Annotated in this window: 10 protein-coding genes and 1 riboswitch; all 10 genes read right to left on the bottom strand. The window is 39.0% G+C overall.

What is annotated here, in order from left to right:
• Positions 1 to 70 precede the first annotated feature (70 nt).
• Complete coding sequence (locus LI241_RS07140) at positions 71 to 1,150, bottom strand: glycosyltransferase family 4 protein (RefSeq protein WP_008687622.1); 1,080 nt, start codon at positions 1,148 to 1,150, stop codon at positions 71 to 73.
• Between the two features lie 174 nt (positions 1,151 to 1,324).
• A complete protein-coding gene (locus LI241_RS07135) occupies positions 1,325 to 1,789 on the bottom strand; it encodes a hypothetical protein (RefSeq protein WP_008687620.1) in 465 nt (154 codons plus the stop codon).
• Between the two features lie 78 nt (positions 1,790 to 1,867).
• On the bottom strand, positions 1,868 to 2,725 hold the full coding sequence (locus tag LI241_RS07130; protein WP_008687618.1) for an inositol monophosphatase family protein: 858 nt from the start codon (positions 2,723 to 2,725) through the stop codon (positions 1,868 to 1,870).
• A gap of 530 nt (positions 2,726 to 3,255) precedes the next feature.
• Positions 3,256 to 4,002: an amino acid ABC transporter ATP-binding protein gene (locus tag LI241_RS07125; protein WP_008687616.1), complete on the bottom strand. Its 747-nt coding sequence runs from the start codon at positions 4,000 to 4,002 to the stop codon at positions 3,256 to 3,258.
• Entirely contained in the window at positions 3,999 to 4,766 is a 768-nt protein-coding gene (locus tag LI241_RS07120; RefSeq protein ID WP_008687612.1) for an amino acid ABC transporter permease, read from the bottom strand. Before LI241_RS07120 ends, LI241_RS07125 begins: the two co-directional genes overlap by 4 nt.
• Positions 4,767 to 4,781: 15 nt before the next feature.
• Positions 4,782 to 5,627: a transporter substrate-binding domain-containing protein gene (locus tag LI241_RS07115; RefSeq protein ID WP_008687610.1), complete on the bottom strand. Its 846-nt coding sequence runs from the start codon at positions 5,625 to 5,627 to the stop codon at positions 4,782 to 4,784.
• Between the two features lie 60 nt (positions 5,628 to 5,687).
• A riboswitch (Lysine riboswitch) is annotated at positions 5,688 to 5,859 on the bottom strand.
• Between the two features lie 64 nt (positions 5,860 to 5,923).
• Positions 5,924 to 6,655, bottom strand: a complete 732-nt coding sequence (locus tag LI241_RS07110; RefSeq protein WP_008687608.1) for a pilin N-terminal domain-containing protein — start codon at positions 6,653 to 6,655, stop codon at positions 5,924 to 5,926.
• Entirely contained in the window at positions 6,639 to 7,493 is an 855-nt protein-coding gene (locus LI241_RS07105) for a class C sortase (protein ID WP_008687605.1), read from the bottom strand. The genes LI241_RS07110 and LI241_RS07105 overlap by 17 nt, the downstream gene beginning before the upstream one ends.
• A gap of 110 nt (positions 7,494 to 7,603) precedes the next feature.
• Entirely contained in the window at positions 7,604 to 9,205 is a 1,602-nt protein-coding gene (locus tag LI241_RS07100) for a SpaH/EbpB family LPXTG-anchored major pilin (protein ID WP_008687603.1), read from the bottom strand.
• 48 nt (positions 9,206 to 9,253) lie between these two features.
• Positions 9,254 to 17,830, bottom strand: a complete 8,577-nt coding sequence (locus LI241_RS07095; protein WP_017144689.1) for a Cna B-type domain-containing protein — start codon at positions 17,828 to 17,830, stop codon at positions 9,254 to 9,256.
• Positions 17,831 to 17,880 lie beyond the last annotated feature (50 nt).

Genomic DNA, 17,880 nt, shown 5'->3' with positions numbered 1-17,880 from the left:
CTATCTTTTAAATAATGAACAACAAAGATATAAGATATGCCTTAAGCGCAAAACAGACAGTTATTACTGCTTATTTTTTCGCTTTCTTTTCTTCTTTGCGTCTTCTCAGCAGTTCCCCACTTTCTTGCTCTTGATAAACCCTTGTATAAAAGTCCTTCCAGATCTGCAAGACATTTTCTTTTGAATAATACTGACTGATATAAGCGGAATCCTCACTGCTTTGTTGATAAAACGCCGTATCCTTTTGTAATCGGTCAATCAACATCACAAAGTCTTCATTGGATTCCCCACATTGATATTTATGAAATAAAATATCCTCATATAATTCCAAATTACGTAAGACTAATGGGCGTTTTAAATTCACTGCTTCCAAGATGGACATAGGAAACAATTCATTATAAGATGGCATGAATAACAGATTGCTCATGTTATAAATATCATTCATTTCACTGCGTGGAATGATGCCTAAAAATTTCACATTTGCAGGTGGATTTTCAACGACTTTTTTCAGTTCTTCATAGCCATCGGTAATCTTTCCAAAAGAGAACCCACCACACCAAACGAATTGAATATGCGGTAATTTTTTAGCAACCTCAATAAAGTCCAGCACCCCTTTACGAGTCTGTACCTGACCAACGCCAATAACGACAAAAGCATCTTCCGTAATGCCATATTTCTTACGTATAGCGAAACGTTCTTCTTCACTTTTTTCATAAAAGTCTTCCTTGGACACATAATTGGGAATATATACCATCTTTTCTTTAGGTATATCATAAGTTTCCAATTCTTTCATAAACGTCGGATTTACAACAATCAGATAATCGGCTGTCTTATAGAAGCTTATAACATATTTTTTGAATACATGAAATAATGCCTTAGGCAATTGAATACTGCCATCTAAGGTATCAGGTAAAAAATGTACATAACATACATTAGCATTTTTATTATTTTTCATACGCAGATAATTCTGCGGTTCTATCGTATGAGAATGAACGATATCTGCTTTTTTCACACTGTTGATGCGAACATCGAACAGATCACTTGCGCCTTCGCTGACTAGTTTCACCTGTTCCAGATAAGCACTTCCTACTCCCTGGCCTTCCACTTTATCGGCATTGGAAAGCATATTAATGACAATTCGTTTATCCAATCTGATTCCCTCCTGTTATCGCAAGAAACAAAAAAAGTTAACCTTTTTCTGCTTTGACAGAAGTATTATATCATATTTTCCATATATGGAATAGATTGACTGCTAACAACTTTGTAAGAAAGCCTTAAGAAATCCTAAGAGTTGCATAGTGTCACCTTTGAAAAAATAACTATCTTACATATAGCGCAAAAGTTCATATACATGCTGATACGCTCGTTGCAAGCGACGATATAATGTGCTTTCTACGATATCTCCTTGATGCAGCATGATGATTCTGCGATCTAAGCCGCGGACATACATATCTAACAATAGATCTTTCTCTTGCTTGGGTAATTGTAAAATCGTTTGAAGCAATTGATATGCATGATGATCACGACTTTGTTTCTGCAGATGTCGCAAATTTCGTTGCTCCATTGCTTTTAAGACTGGCTCTTTCCTCTGTTTACAGTCATTTCGTAAATCTAAGACACTTCTTGTATAATGCAAATAATCCACAAGCTCATCTTCAATTTGCAGATGCCTGCCATCTTCCTCATATAAGACACTATGCAGCCGCAATTCTTCTGCATATCGTTGCAAAAACAGCATTTCTTTCTTAATTTGCTGTGTAATTTGTTTTTGTATATGTATCTTTTCCATGCCATACCTCCTACCATACTGTCATACGATAAAAAAAAGAGAAAAGCGTAAATTTTCTCCATTTTGTATATTTTAAATTTAATTTCTCTCTAATATCTTGAAGAATTCCGTTAAATCGTAGCCGCTGACAACGATTTCCGCTTGTCGACCATGTGTATTCCAAAGGATGGGATTTCCTTTAAAATCATAAGCATATCCATGCTGCATCTTAGCCATGATCATCGCTAGCATGACATCTCGCAAATTGCGCTTTGCGCAACAATACGCCATAGCTTCATAACGCATACAAGCCAGTATTGCAGCAGGACAGTTCCATCCATGCACTTGATCATCGATCACTTCATATCCCGCATCTTGCATTTTTTCTACCAACGCTTGAGGAACCCGCGCATTCTTAAACAGTAATTTGGGCATTGGCGGTTGCGAAGGAAAGGTCAATTTTTCACCCTGTTCATAAGTTTTTAAGGATGCCTGTTCATAATACATTGTTCCAGCATCCTCAACATAAGAATAGCAAACATCACGTGCTGGAAAATAAACAATTACAATAAGTGGCTCATGTTCTTGCAGCAAAGTCACACATATCGAATAGGTATCCGCCTGCTGAATGTAGGGCAGCGTACCATCAATTGGATCAATAATGAGGGTATATGCATGATCCTGCTTTGGATATAAGCGCAACGAGGGTGTATCCTCTTCCACATCTAAAGTTACCATATGACCAAGATAAGGATACACACTTTGTAACAGCATCTCCTGTACTAACTCATCCACCTTAGTTTTCGCTTCTCTCATTGCAAAATGTGCATCACTTTCTCGTTCTTCACGTTCAATGGTTTTCCCTTCGTTTTGAATATTGGCCTGTAAATTTCTTGCCACAACACCGGCTGCTTTTACTGTTTGAAATAAAATTGGTGCTATCGTATGCACATCCATCCTTACTCATCTCCCTATCTGCTATTTATGCTGTTTCTTAGCTAAATACCTTTTGCGCATTTGCAAACCGAACATCGCACTTAAAACATCAATGCCCACATCTTGAATTTATCCGCTTCTTCCAATTACAAACAAATGAAGAAAGAAGCGCTGTTGGTACAAATACACTGCATAAAAAAGCGAGTATCCACGCATGATGATATGTGTCTTCATGAAAACAACCCTAGTATTGCATCGTCAAGCTTGTATATTCACTCCTATTCACAGCCTTCCTAAAAAAACTGCACATCATCTCTAAATAAAGTTCCTTGTTGTGCATATTCCTAACCTCGTATTTTCTCCATGTATCATCTATTTAATAGTAACGAATACAAGGTGAAAATGCAATGGAACATCGCGTATTATTTACAAACATCTCGAAACTGAAGTTGTCATAGAAAAAGTAGGGAGATTACACGGTTGTGCTTTTTCCCTACAGATTCATGATGACAAAAGGAACTAAGTGCTCCCTTTGGATTATCTTTTTTTGTTTATTGCTTTTGTAATCGATAGCGTTTTAAAAATGCTTTCGTACGTTCATTTTGTGGATGCTCAAAAAGCTCACTCGGTGTTCCCTGCTCACAAATAACACCTTGATCCATAAATACGACACGTGAACTGATATCATGAGCAAATGCCATTTCGTGTGTTACGACGATCATGGTTAAACCATCTTTAGCCAATTGTTTCATGACATACAGAACATCACCTACCATTTCCGGATCTAATGCACTGGTTGGCTCATCAAACAATAGGATTTCAGGATCCATACACAAAGCGCGAGCAATTGCCACACGCTGCTTCTGACCGCCAGATAGCTGCATACTGCTGGCATTGGCAAACATCTCCATACCAACCTTACGCAGATTATCCAACGCTTTTGCCTTCGCCTCTTCTTTACTGCGTTTCAAGACCTTGAGCTGGCCTAGCATACAGTTTTCTAATACCGTTTTATTATTGAATAAATTAAATGACTGAAACACCATACCAACATGTGATCGATGAACATTCAAATTCAACTCACCCTTTAAGATATCCTTACCATGATAAAGTATTTCACCGGCATCCGGTGTTTCTAATAAATTGATACAGCGTAATAACGTTGATTTTCCACTTCCGCTAGAACCAATAATAGTAATAACCTCATTGCTATCACAGTGAAAATCAATATCCTTTAACACTTCCAAAGAACCAAAATGTTTTTTTAAATGACGAATTTCTAACAAAGTATCACTCATGCCAAATCACCTGCCTTAGGTACGCTTTGACTAGTCGGAAAGGAAGTCTTAGGCATATGCAGACGTTTTTCAATCCATGTCAACAATAGCGTAGCAGCACTCGTCAATAGCAAATAAATAACACAGGTAGATAGAAAGGTTTCCGTAAACAGCATCATACTTCCCGCTACAGAACTAGATTGGAAAAACAATTCCATTACGCCAATGACATTCAGCATAGAACTATCTTTGATATTAACAATTAATTCATTGCCTAAAGAAGGGAAGGAGTTGCGAATGGCTTGTGGTAAAACGATGGCTGTCATGGTCTGTGTATTTGTCATACCAAGACTTCGAGCAGCCTCAATTTGCCCCTTATCGATAGATTGAATCCCTGCTCGTATGATTTCGGACATGTAAGCACCCGTGTTTACAGATATGATGACGACTCCAGCAACATTAGCACTCCATCCCAGATAAGGGCGCAATGCATAATACAGAAACATTGCCTGTACCATCATTGGCGTACCCCTAAAAAACCATACATATACTGCCACAATGCTATGCAAGATACGTTTTACTATACGTATTGGCATACGATCACGCGGCTCTATTTTTACGGCTCTGACACCACCAAGCACTAGACCAATCAATAAACCGAAGAAAGTGCCCAATACTGCCAACATTAACGTAATCTTAATACCATACCATAATAATGGTATATTGTTTTGGAATATCCACCAGGCTTTTGGCAGCATTCCTTCAGGAACAGCAGCAATTACCATGTAAGAAACTCCTCCTTATTCTGCCTTAGGCTGAGCTTTTCGTGCTTCTTTCATCCATTCATCTCGCGTTTTCTTAGAAAGATTATCAACTGCTTTTTGAACGTCTTTAAAGAGCTGGGAATCACTAGTCCCTTTCTTCATAGCAATAGAAACACTTGTATCAATGTCAAAGCCCTTCCCTTTTTTGAAATGTACAATGGTAAGATCCTTATTAGCCGCAACTGCCCCTTCAGCTACAGGAAGTTCCGCTGTAATACCATCCACTTCTTTTTTCTGTAAAGCCACGATCATTTCAGGATAAGTCGCTTTTGGTGTTGCATGCTTTACCCCTTTGATTTGATCAATGACCGTATCATAATTCGTACTCTTCTGACCAATAACGGTTTTGCCCTTAAATTGTTGAATATCATTGTATTTTGCAACCTTTTTATCACTCTTACGAACGATCATAACCATTTCACTTTCATAATATGGCGTAGTAAAATCCATACCTGCGCGGCGTTTATCATCGGCTGTCATCCCAGCAATCACCGCATCAATCTCACCTGAATTCAATGCTGGCTGTAATCCTTCCCAGCTAACTTTTTTAACTTCGATTTCACGATCCAACTGTTCTGCCACATAACGTGCCACACGTACATCATAGCCATCACAATAACCGGCTCCACCGATTGCTACACTGGTATCTGTCTGCTCATTGCTCTGCCAATTAAATGGCGCATAGTTACATTCCATACCAACTACAAACTTTTCTTTACCAGTTACGCTAGATACATTTTTTCCATCATCTTCGCTTCCTCCACATCCGGAAAGCACAAATGTCATTGCCAATGCGGCTGTTGCTAATTTCTTAAGTTTCATTTTTTTACCTCTTTTCTTAATACACAAAAAAGTCGCGCTATTGCACGACTCCATAGTTCGAGTGTCAATAGCTCCTCTTCATCTTACATGAAGGAGTGTTATCGGTATTTCCAGATAACCCCAGATAACTTCCCCGCCGGAAAATCACCTTCGGCGATGATTACCTTTCAAAGTTTTCACTGCCTGCCGGCTCCTACTCCTACTCTGACGCATCGCTGCCTCTATATGATTTTTTTGTCTTTCCTACTTTATCGCAATTCATCTTTTTTGTCAACCGTCAATTATTTACAATTTCTTCATAAATTTTGACTTGCTTTTCTATACTTTCCATAGAGCAGCAATAGCCCTCCACTGCCTAAGAAGAGGCTCAAGATCTCTATTCTCCTGGTAATATCTTTCGTCTGCACATCTTTATTTGCAGAAGATGATGCATCATTCCCCGTTGCGAAAGAGGGGTCTTTTTGATGAGAGGCAGAAGAATCATCGTCTTGTATTGGTAAAGTTTTGTTTTCAAATTTTGGTTCTATCACAACTTCCCATTGTTCTTTCCCATCCATCTGCAATGGAACACTAAACAACGATGGGGCACTGCTATAAATACTGTCTTGTAGAGTTGCCTGCTTTTCTTGTACTAATAAATACATCCCCGCTTCTTGCTTAGTAAAAACCGCTTCACCTTGACTATTAGTTGTACTCTGTATACCTTTTAAACCATGCTCATGTACATAATCGGCTAACATTTGAGCATTTTGTTTTTGATGCAAAGAATCCATATCATCTAAATTCAGTGATACATGCAGAAAATCACCACTTTGAGTCCATTCTGAATCTTTCCAATCGGCAACTTTGTATATCGCAAACGATACATTTTGTAATGCGTGCCTATCATCACCATCCTTTTGTATGATTGCTTTGATAATGACATTTCCATATTCCTTTGCGTATGCAATACCAAAAGGCATTATAAAAAGCAGACTGCAGAAGAAAATACCAATACTGATTTTATATCGTTTATTTCCTTTCTTCATATGCGTTTCCTTTCTTTCGTACATACCACTTTACACTTATATATACCCCAATTAATACAATACATGCAACACCTAATGCTTTAATATAGAATGGCAATTCAGCCTTTAATTCCATTTCATCAGCTATTTTAACAGCTTCCTCATAAGGAATCCTTGTTCCTCTCACTAATAGGCGATGTGTATTTATCGCATAAGGCGTACACGTCAATAAAGTTACATAATCTTTTCCTTCTACTATGGATAACGCCTGGGTTTGTGTTGGTTTCACAGTTAGTATCTGATCCACCTGATAAGCAAGGGTATGATGCAAAACTTTGATGTAAAATACGTCCCCTTTTTCCATTTTATCCAGATCGGTAAAAAGTTTTGCGCTAGGCAATCCCCGATGTCCAGATAATACCGTATGACTTGTTTCCCCGCCCACCGGCAAAGAAGTTTCTGGTAAATGTCCGATACCAGATTGTAATACACGTTCGCTTATTCCGTGATAAATTGGCGATAAAATATGAATCTTCGGTATCTCAATATAACCAAGCATGCCATTTCCATCTATATCTAGCAGTTTATTATAAGTAGTATGCTTCAACTGTTTCGCTTCTTCACTGAAGGGATCAAGTATCTCACTGTTTCCAATTAATGTTCGATTATATGCCAATGCCTTTTGCATCATTTCATCTTCTTGCTGTTGCGTAATATGTGATACTTCCTGTTCATAATCTGTAGCAATCGTTGTCGCATGTCGCTGATTCAAATAATTGCTAATAGCCGGATAAAATAAGATACCTAACCCTATCAGATAGCCACATATTCGCAAACACATAAAGATTCGTCTTTTCATAACCTCATCCTCAATCTTATCTTTCTTCCGCAATAGGCACAAGCTTTCTCATGCCCATTGCGGAAAAAACAGGTGATTTTCTTAAATAAAGTCCTGTTCTTCCTTTTTACTTATGCTCTTCTGCGTTTTCTACTAATGGCAGAACAGCTAATCATCACTGCTAAAATACCAACACCAACGATAGTGAACATAATCGTACCATTCCCACCTGTATCCGGTAATACACTGCCTGATTTGTTCTCAATTGGAATTTCTGGAGAAGCATCTTTATTTGTTATTGTTATTGTTTTTGATTGATCTCCTATTGTATATGTAACATCCACTTTCTCTAATTTTTGTGTACTAGTATTATAAGTTGGCGCAATCTTGATCGTTACATCTCCTACAAGTTTATTGTAACCATCAGGAGCTTTGATTTCTTTTAACTTATAAGTTCCAGCATCAAGTCCACTTATTTTTACTTTACCATCATCATCAGAGGTTATAACAGCTGAAGTAAAACCTTCTTTATTTGCCTCCTCTGAAGTAGCCTGTCGGTAATTTCCTCCAGTAAAGGCAATTAAATTAATTTTAGAAGTACCATCTGCTTTATACAATTCAAATTGTGCCCCAGCTAAAGGTGTTTTTGATTCAGCATCATTTGTATCTGTTAAATAATACTTATAAATCGTAAAATCAAAAGTATGTACATCAACTACACTAGGCTCAGAGTCTTCAGTTCCTGTTGCTGGATTCGATGGGTCATTGCTATACTCTACAGTTGCGCTATTGGAATTCGGATTCATTCCGGAAACTGCTTTTTCATTTAAAATAGCTGTATACGTAACCTCTATTGATACTCCTACTGAATCCTTGTTAGAAATAAAGTTATTAAAGGTTATTGTAATGCTTTGCCCATTTTTAGTTAAAGTATATGTATCCTCTTTCGGTGTATCTGTATTATCTTCCGTTAAAATCTTTTCCCCTATTTTCACACTGCTAATCTCGCCAAATGTTAAACCCTCTGATAATGTATCCTTAAAGTTAAAAGTATAACTACTATAACCGGTCATATCAGGAACAACGGATGTCAATTTAAAAGTTACCGTGTCACCGATATTTGCATCTTTTGCTATATTAGTGTTTCCATCTACGATTACCTTATCCACTGTCGGATATGTACTTTTCATATTAATTGTTGTTTCAGTTTTATGAATACTAACTAACATAGCTGGACTCTTTACTAATTCATTAGTCCCATTTACTGTGTCTGCTGCACCCTTTGGATAAACCAAATAATATCCGTATGATATATCTGCTATCGTTAAACTATCTGCATTAGCTGTCTCAGATTTTGTCGGATTTATTGTTTTTCCTTTTTCTGTGGTGACTAACCAATTTAGAACATTTTTGGCAAAATCTACTTTAGCTGTATCCTCATTTAATCCACTTACATAATCATATGCAGCAGTTGACAAAGCATCATCTGCCTTACCAGTAAATCCAGGTAACGTAAGGAAATACTCTTCGAAATCCGTATTCAATGTATATGCGACATTATCACCACTTTTTGTAGCACTAAACAATTGATACAATTCCACCGTTTTACCATCTTTCGTACCGTTGATTGTTAAACTTCCTTGTCCATCCGCAGCCGTGATTGGCTTACCAAACCCTAACACCATGACAAAGGCAACTGCCACTGCCATAAAACTTGCAAATATTCTTTTCATTTGTTTTCCCTCTTTCCTTTTCTGTTATGAATATTTTTCTGCTTTGTATCAAGCAGGTGGTGAATTACTTTGTCGCTGCTGTTTCTTCATAGCTAGCCGCTCCTTTCTTCTTTTCTGATGCCTTATCACATCACTATAAAGCATAACGATCAATATACAGCCTCCCACCAGAATAAACATAAAGATTCCCATGCCACCGGTATCTGGCAGTATTGCAAAATGACTATTGGTAATCGTAAAGGTTGTATGATCCTGTGAACTATCTATTTTGGTAATATAGTCTGGTATTGCTGTTTCACTTACGGTATAGGTGTAATAACAAAGACTTCCATCCTCTGCTGTCTTGTAAGCTGGCAGATCTGTAAGTACATGCTGCCAAGTTGCTTTTGTTGTATCACCATTGATGACATAACTCTCATATCCCGTTACAATTTCACTTTTCTCTTCCTTATTTTCTATCCATGATCGTTGCAGTGTAATGTTGATCTTGTCTGGTCGCAGCTGATCGCGATTATCACTATCTTTCCAAACTTTATTGATTGTGAGTTTCAAGAATTCATCGCATGGATCTTGTTCCTGTGATGGTTCTGGTTTGGTTGTATCAGAAGCATTAGTCCCGGATGATATATCATCCATCAGCACTGCTTTTGCTGGTGATACATAAGCATTTAATGGAATTGCTTGCTGTGAAGTAGATGATACAAGCTGCGCATCTTTCAGCGTTTCAAATTCTTTTACATTGACGATATGTTTAATGCTGTATGCATTCCAATCATCAACCTTTGTTGTTATATCAGTTAAGATGGACGTTTCTTTTGTTATTTCGTTATATATACTGTTTACTTTTCGATAAATGTGATAGAGATTATTCTCACCTTCTACCTTTTCAATCGTATTGAAGTCATAGCTTGAAGCAAGACTACTCTTTCCTGTAAAAGGTCCAATCGAATTTGCAGTACCCTTGATAGTATCACACAATTCCATCGTGTTATCGAAGAAGAGTCCTTCTTTGTTAAAACCAACAAAGCCACCACTGCTACCTTCTTCTTTCTGCACATCCTTGTCATTATCCGCTCCACCGCCAAATACATCATAACCAAACTTTGTACCGTTAACTTTACTGTTTTCTACTTTTGTTCGATTTGCTTTGATTAAAGTGACGCGGACGTTTTGTTCATTCTGCTCAGAATCTATTAATCCATTCTCATTACATGGTAACTTTATTGTAGAATCTCCTAAGGTAATAATCGCAAAATCGGTTTCAGCTGGATTTTCTGATGATTTTTTTGACAAACTAACCGAAATTTTTAAACCTAACAGGTTCAGATTGACTACATCGCCATCTTTTAAAGCTTTTACCTTAAGAATGCCAAGATTGATATCAAGTAAACCCAGATTTTCTAAATCGTCTATATATAACGCTTTTACTAATGGATTTAAAACAACCGTTAACAAGGCGTTGACAAGTTCTGACTTGAATTGTACATCGGCCAGATAAGCAAAATCGGTTTTGCCAATAAAGCCACCGGCAATACCTTGACTGGCTACCTGATTGACTCCTTGTTCCTGTGTTTCACCTCCGGCAATACAATTCACGATGCGGGCAAGATTACCATAACCGATAAAGCCACCGGCAATTGGCTGTGTTCCTTGCCCACTGTTTACAAGGTAACCACCCGCAATACCGGATACCTTACTATCATGGATATTAGAGCCAAAAACATCCAGTACACCTAAAGAGCCACCAAGTAGTTCTCCAAAGCTACCTTCTAAAACATCTAGCTTATCAGCATCAACGACACCGCTCTTGCCACAATAGCCAACAAAACCGCCGGTGTTATTTAAGCCTTCAACTTTTGCTAGATTGGTCACGGTACTATTCTTGATAGAGCCATCCAATAAGCTGCCGCCAAAGCCGCCGGCATTGCCATAATAAACTAAAGATGCATTGCTTCCTTGGGATGATTCCGTATGTGCGCTAACATGTAAGCCAGCCTGTGGACTTCCTTTAACCTCACTATGGTATACATAGGTGCGGAAAGTATCCAATACATCAATACCACCGGTTTTAATAAGATGTAGGATATTGGTTGTTTCATCTCCAGATACTTGTGCTGCTGCATCGACATCACCTATTCCAAAACAACCTCCAACATGATCTCCTCCAATAACAGAACGTAAACGATCTACATGGACACCGGAATCTGCCGTCTTTTCTTCTCCTAATACCGCGCCTGATAAACTTCCGGCAAAGCCTCCGGCTGCTTTTGCATACGCTGTATTTACACCCTCTTGATAAGCACCATTTACGACAATGCCCCAATCATCCCAGCTGGATACTTTGGCATAGCGGATGGTTGATATCGTTGCATTCAATACTTGAACAAGATCTGCTGGGGATGCTATCAATAAATTTAGTACCTGATTTAATAGTCCTTGCTTGGTTGCGGTATCCACACGTGTGACACTGCCTGGATCTACTTTACCCGCATAGCCTCCTACATAACTTGTCCCATCTACACGACGCAGTTTTTCGATATTACAAGCTGTTGTCGCATTCCCCCAAATTTGTCCGCCAACCATGTAGCCGACATAACCACCGGCATACCCGGTTGTTTGTGTTTGATTGACACCAGTAGCAGCAATACTGGCACCGCCACGATATCCTTCAACACTTGATGTGTGAATGACAGGCACAAAAGATTCTATCGCTGGTATCGTACCTGCTAATTTTACATTAGCTAAATCAATATCACCGGTTTTGGCAACTGTTCCCGTTATCATTTCGCCTGCAAAACCACCGGCACTGCGATATGCATTACTTATTTTTAAGTCCTGCGCTATCGCATCTGTAATTGTACCGCCTTCCATGCGTCCTACATAGCCACCAGCTGCACTTCCTTGTATTGAGGTTGCAGCATCCTGGTTACGGCCGGCACTTACTGCATAACCATAGGCATATTTTTGTATGATGTTAGTGAACTCTTCAGCAGTATTAACTTCTCCTAATTCTTTTAACTGTTGTCCATATGCCCCATATACACCGACTGCCTTTACCCAGGCATTCCATTCTGCCATATCCAAATTTCGCAAAGGTCCTGAAACCGCTGTTTGCTTTTCGCTAGGATATACTGACTGCATTACAGTCAATGGATTATCAAGTGTAATCAAATCAAATAAGAGATGCAGACTGCCGGTATCTACCACATTGGCACATTGCATCAAACCTGTGTAACCACCGGCATATTCCACACCATATACCGAACGAATGCGCTTTATACTTGCTTTGCGCTGTGGTCCAGTATAGGCACTGCTCTTCCAATCACTACCATCATTGCCCCAAATCTGACCACCGAAATTATGACCGACATAGCCGCCTGCCAGACCTCTTAGCACACCATCACTGCTTTGCGCATCTGCTCTTACGACACCGCCACATGGGATACAAGTTGTTTCACTGTTTTTAATTGTTGGGACAAACGTTCGCAGGACGCTTACTAGATTATCCGCTTGAATCAGCCCACCTAATACACTTGTTCCTGTGACAACATTTGCCACATCACCTGGTTGTATAGTACCTGCATAGCCACCGGCACTTTCTCTGGCTATGATATGAGCAAAACGATAAACATTGGCATCTTGAACCTGTGTTCCCTGCATATCTCCTGCAAAACCGCCTGCTTTTCCGATCTTTCCAGTCGTATCACTTGCGATAACATTAAATCCGGAAGCAACGCCGTAAACATCACTATGCTCTACGATGGATACAACAACATTTAAGGCAGAAGCTGCATTTGCCAACTTTAAAACCTTATCTAAAACCTTAACTCCGCCAATGGCTGCCGTGCTGCCGATTACAACCTTACCAAAATAGCCACCGGCATAGCGATAACCTTTTATTGCATAGTCACTTGTACCATCAAAATAAGAATTAGCTTCTCTTGTCTGCAAATCCTTTGGTTCTACAACCTTTGTATTTTGCAGCTTTTGTACATCACAGTTACTAATTTGAACACCACTGGCATAACCGATATAACCACCGGCACTTCCGGTATTTACATCATTTGTATTATCTTTTGTATCACTGCCACTTACATGCACACGCATTCCACTCGCAATTGAGCGTATGGATGCATGTTGGATAACCGGCACAAAAGCTTGAATAACACTAAGTGTATCATTGAATTGTGTCAGCTTATTTAAAAGGCTGCTGTCTTGTCCGACTTCCGCAACACTGCCTGCCTGCACAAGGCCACCAAAGCCACCGGCATAGCGTAACCCTTCTACTTTCCAAAGATGCTCTACTGCTGTTCCTTTTTGTCCATCAACGGCATTCGCTTGATTATCAATATATCCACTCTGCATCTCTCCGACATAACCACCGGCATAACCTTGTGCCTGCGATATATCATTTCCTTCAAACACTTCAGTATGTACATACAATCCAGCATTGCCCTCATCATTTGCATGTCCGGATACTTTTGCATCCGTAATGGTACTGCTGGCAGCTTGTAAAACACTGGTTAATTCTTTTACATTTAATAATTTACCTAAAATAGAGTTTAACAATTCTCCTATAGCATCACTTGCCTCTGCTACACTTCCGGAACGTAAGATGCCCACATAACCACCGGCATGATAAGCACCGATAACTTCTTTTACATCTGTTATATTGGCATGCGCTATTGTCACCGCCTTGCCATGGCCAAGAAAACCACCCGCATCACCTAATGCAACATCACCTTGTTTTCCTGTTGCACGAACAATTAGCTGTTCTCCTGTAATAGAAATATCAGAAAGTTTAGGGTATGCGACATCCATGACACTTAGCAACTGGGTAGCATCTAACAGATTTAATACCTTGATAGAACCGGTTTGTGCAACATCACCTGGCAATAAGCGACCAGCAAAACCTCCGGCATAAGCTGTTCCTTTTACATATGCTAAACCACTTACCGTTGTTTTTGCCTCTGCTGATGTATCACCGGCATCCGGATGGTTCACACGGTAATTCATATCAACTGCCTGTCCATCGCCAATGACACCACCAGCGATTTGCGCAGAAACCTGTGGATCAGCACCATTCGCTACATAAGTAAGTGTAATATCTTGAAATTCCGGTGTTAAGGCACTCATGACTCCTAATAGATTGGTGAGGTTAATTCCCGCTAGATTAGTTGAATTTCCTACGGTAGCTAAAGCATCTCCGGCTTTCGCATAGCCGATAAAACCTCCGGCATTTCCGGCATCCATTGGTGCAGATACCGATTGTAAAGCAGTGACACTGGCACGTTTTACCTTTCCACTGATACAGTTACCGATAAAACCGCCGCTATGACTGTCCGTTTCACTCGTCACTACACGAAACCCTGTTGTTGTACCGGAAATGGAACTATCGTATACCATAGTTTCCACCATGTCAGCCAAGCTAAGAATGCCATCTGCTTGAATCAAGCCTAATCCTAAGACATCTACACCTCCAACACTCGCTAAGGTTCCACTTCCAAAATACCCGGCAAAACCTCCGGCGTTTTTACCGGCACTGATGGATGCTAGATTCGTTAAGTTCACATTTCGTACTTCTCCGCCTAATCCATAACCAATCACGCCTCCGGCATTACTATTGGCACCAGTAGCTTTCACCTTTAAACCAGTTGTACCACCTTGTATCGTTATATCTTTTACTTCAAACCGCATATAATCCGCAGCTTTTACCGTACTGCCTAAGACATCACTTAAGCTTGTCATGGTTGCTTTCCCAATGCCACCACCGGCATGCTCTATTGCTGATACAGTAAGAGAAGTTGATGCGCTAACTTTATTTCCCTTCTTGTCATACGTATAAGAAATATTATTTTTTGTTAAAACCCGCTGTACTTCCTTGGTTGTTGTCTTTGTATCATCCTTTAATTCTTCCGTATTTGAGATTTGTACTGCCCCAGCATAGCCTGTGAGTCCTCCGGCATGCTTGCCACTGGCGATAATCGCAATCTGCTGTCCGCTAACTTCTATTCCCGTCATGACGGAAGGACGCATACCTACTAGATTCAGTATTTGAATATTTTTATCCCCACTTAGGATACTTGATAACAATCCTTGAACCAGTTTTAACAATCCTTGCTTATCATCATCACTTTCATTGATATCTGCGACATCTCCCATATCCGCTTTACCGCTAAAACCGCCAACATAGTCCTTACCTGAAACCTTACCAAGATTTTTCACACTGCAATCAATTGCATAGCTATTGCTCATACTTCCTACAAAACCACCGGCATAACCTGCATTATCCTCTGTCGAAGTTGCCGTCACATTAAGTTTACCGCTACCTTGTATTTGGGAATTTAAGAAGACGGTATTGACAGGAAAGTTACCTAGCAAATCGATACCTAAAGAAGAAAGGGCTCCAGCAATGACTTGATTTGCTGCTCTTCCTGCGAAACCACCAACATAATTTGTTCCTTGGATTTCACTATCACCATTTGTGATAACTTTCGCATTGTGGATGATAGAACCTCTGATATCCCCGATAAAACCGCCGGTATAATCGTTACCGATAATTGATGCCCCACTTGCAAAACTTACGGAACAATTTGTTATAACCGCATTCACATAGCCAATAGGAATTAAGCTTCCCACATCTAATAAGCCACCATCTAATAAGAATGTAACTAAATCACCTAAGCCTAAAACAGGTAAAGCATTTAATAATTCGCTTAATGTTTTTAAAGTACCTCCAATCAACCCTGTAATAGCTTCATATTTGGTGATGCCTGATACATATCCTATCAATCCTCCAGTATAATTATTTGCATTTGTAATTCCCTTAAGATTGGTTACCTGACAATTGTCTATTTGAACGTTTCCTTTTACAACACCAGCTAATGCCCCAGTCGCAAAGGATTTTGGATCATCTTTTAAGCTCTCCCCTAGACCTAATACCTTTAAAACACCAGCAATTAATGAAACATTCTTATCAATGCTCTTTGTTGTCGTCTTCACTTGAACAGTATCTAAAGTAATATGTGATACAAGAATAGGTTCATCAGAAAACTGTAAGTTACTATCTCGACCTGATGCTAAGCTTCTAAAGAAGCCTATTCCATATTCTTCATGATAAGTTTTTGTAAATATCCCTTCACTTTTTTGATTAATAGCATCTGTCTGATTGATCTCTACATTATGAATGATTGCATTACTGCCTTCAACCATGCCCTTTTGTCCAATCATCGTACCAGTGAAATTTTCAATTGGCTCCCAGGCAACCGTCGCTCCTGAAGCTGTCCCATCCTCTGTTAAATAAATATCACGGAAAATAATATAATTCGCCGTATTGCTATAGGTTGCTCCAGCTTTTCCAATATTGATAGGTTCTGTACTGGTTGCATCATAGGTTAATTTTTGCTTGACATCTAGTTTACTACCATAGTAGTTGTAACATTTTGTTGCATCCGTAATCGTGATTCCATCTAATTTTTGACGATCGCCTAATTTATGTTCTCCATTCTTTACGGCATATAATTCTCTATTAGACCAGTCAAACGTCTCATCAAACTTAATCAAATCTGCATCTCCTGGATAATACAGACGAATTGGATGATCCGCATTGTCTTCTTTGACCTGCCATGAAGTGAGAATTGATGTACGTTCTTCATATACTTCCCAAATTGGTTCTGTGACTTTTGTATCCGTACCGATTGCTCTTAGCTGTTTTTGATTCCCAATTAGGATATAATCTTTATTATCAATAGTCTTAACAACCTGTCCAAAATACTCTCTTCCATCATATACCGATGGATATTGATCCGTATTGGTGAAAGCAAGGGCAGCTGCTTTTAAGGTTACCTCTTCGATAGAAAAAGAGGAAGCAAGCACATACGTATGTGCTTTGCCATAGGTTAAATGTGTACCATCCTTTAATGTATAAACTTGTCCAATACCAAGTGTTTCCGCATTCCAGTCCCCGGTTGTTACATATTCCTGCTCAGCATTTGCTGATTGCATCAAAGATAACTGATAGCGATTGTATATATAAATGGTATCTGTTGTTTCATCATACAATACATGTTCTTTACGTTCTTTATATGAAGTTATCGTTCCCGTAAAATCCTGTGGATAATACCACAAGGATGACTTTTCAAACTCAATATCCTGCATAAGATAATAATCCTGGTTCAATGAATACGTGATTGGCTGATCATCTATAAAAATCATCTCGCCATTACCAATCGCACCCTTTACATCCCCTTCATATACGGGCTTACCACTACCAATTAATTGAAGCTGTTTGTAATTATAAATACAAATTTTATTATCCTGATAGTATGTAGAAAGTGCTGTTTCATCTTGTGATAGTTTAACATCTTTTTGCACATTCTCTTCTACAGTCGTTTCTTTATTGTTTTCATCTGGTTTATCCTGCTTTAAAAGTGATTGTTCTTCATTCCTATCTGATGTTGGGGTATCCTCTGAAGCTACCTTACTTGCTGAAGTCTCTATCTTTTCTTCTGGTAATGTCTCTATTGGCTGTTCATCAACAGCATTAAAATCATCTGCTGATAACAATCCACTTTGCATAATAAAAAGAGCTGCACATAAACAAAGCATAATGATTTTTTTATGCATCCTTTTCCCCTGTGGCATGACTTTACTCAACCCTTTCAAATGTCTATATG

This window comes from Longicatena sp. 210702-DFI.1.196 (assembly GCF_020563125.1).
GTDB lineage: Bacteria > Bacillota_I > Bacilli_A > Erysipelotrichales > Erysipelotrichaceae > Longicatena > Longicatena caecimuris.
This window is presented reverse-complemented; position numbering and strand designations above follow the sequence as displayed.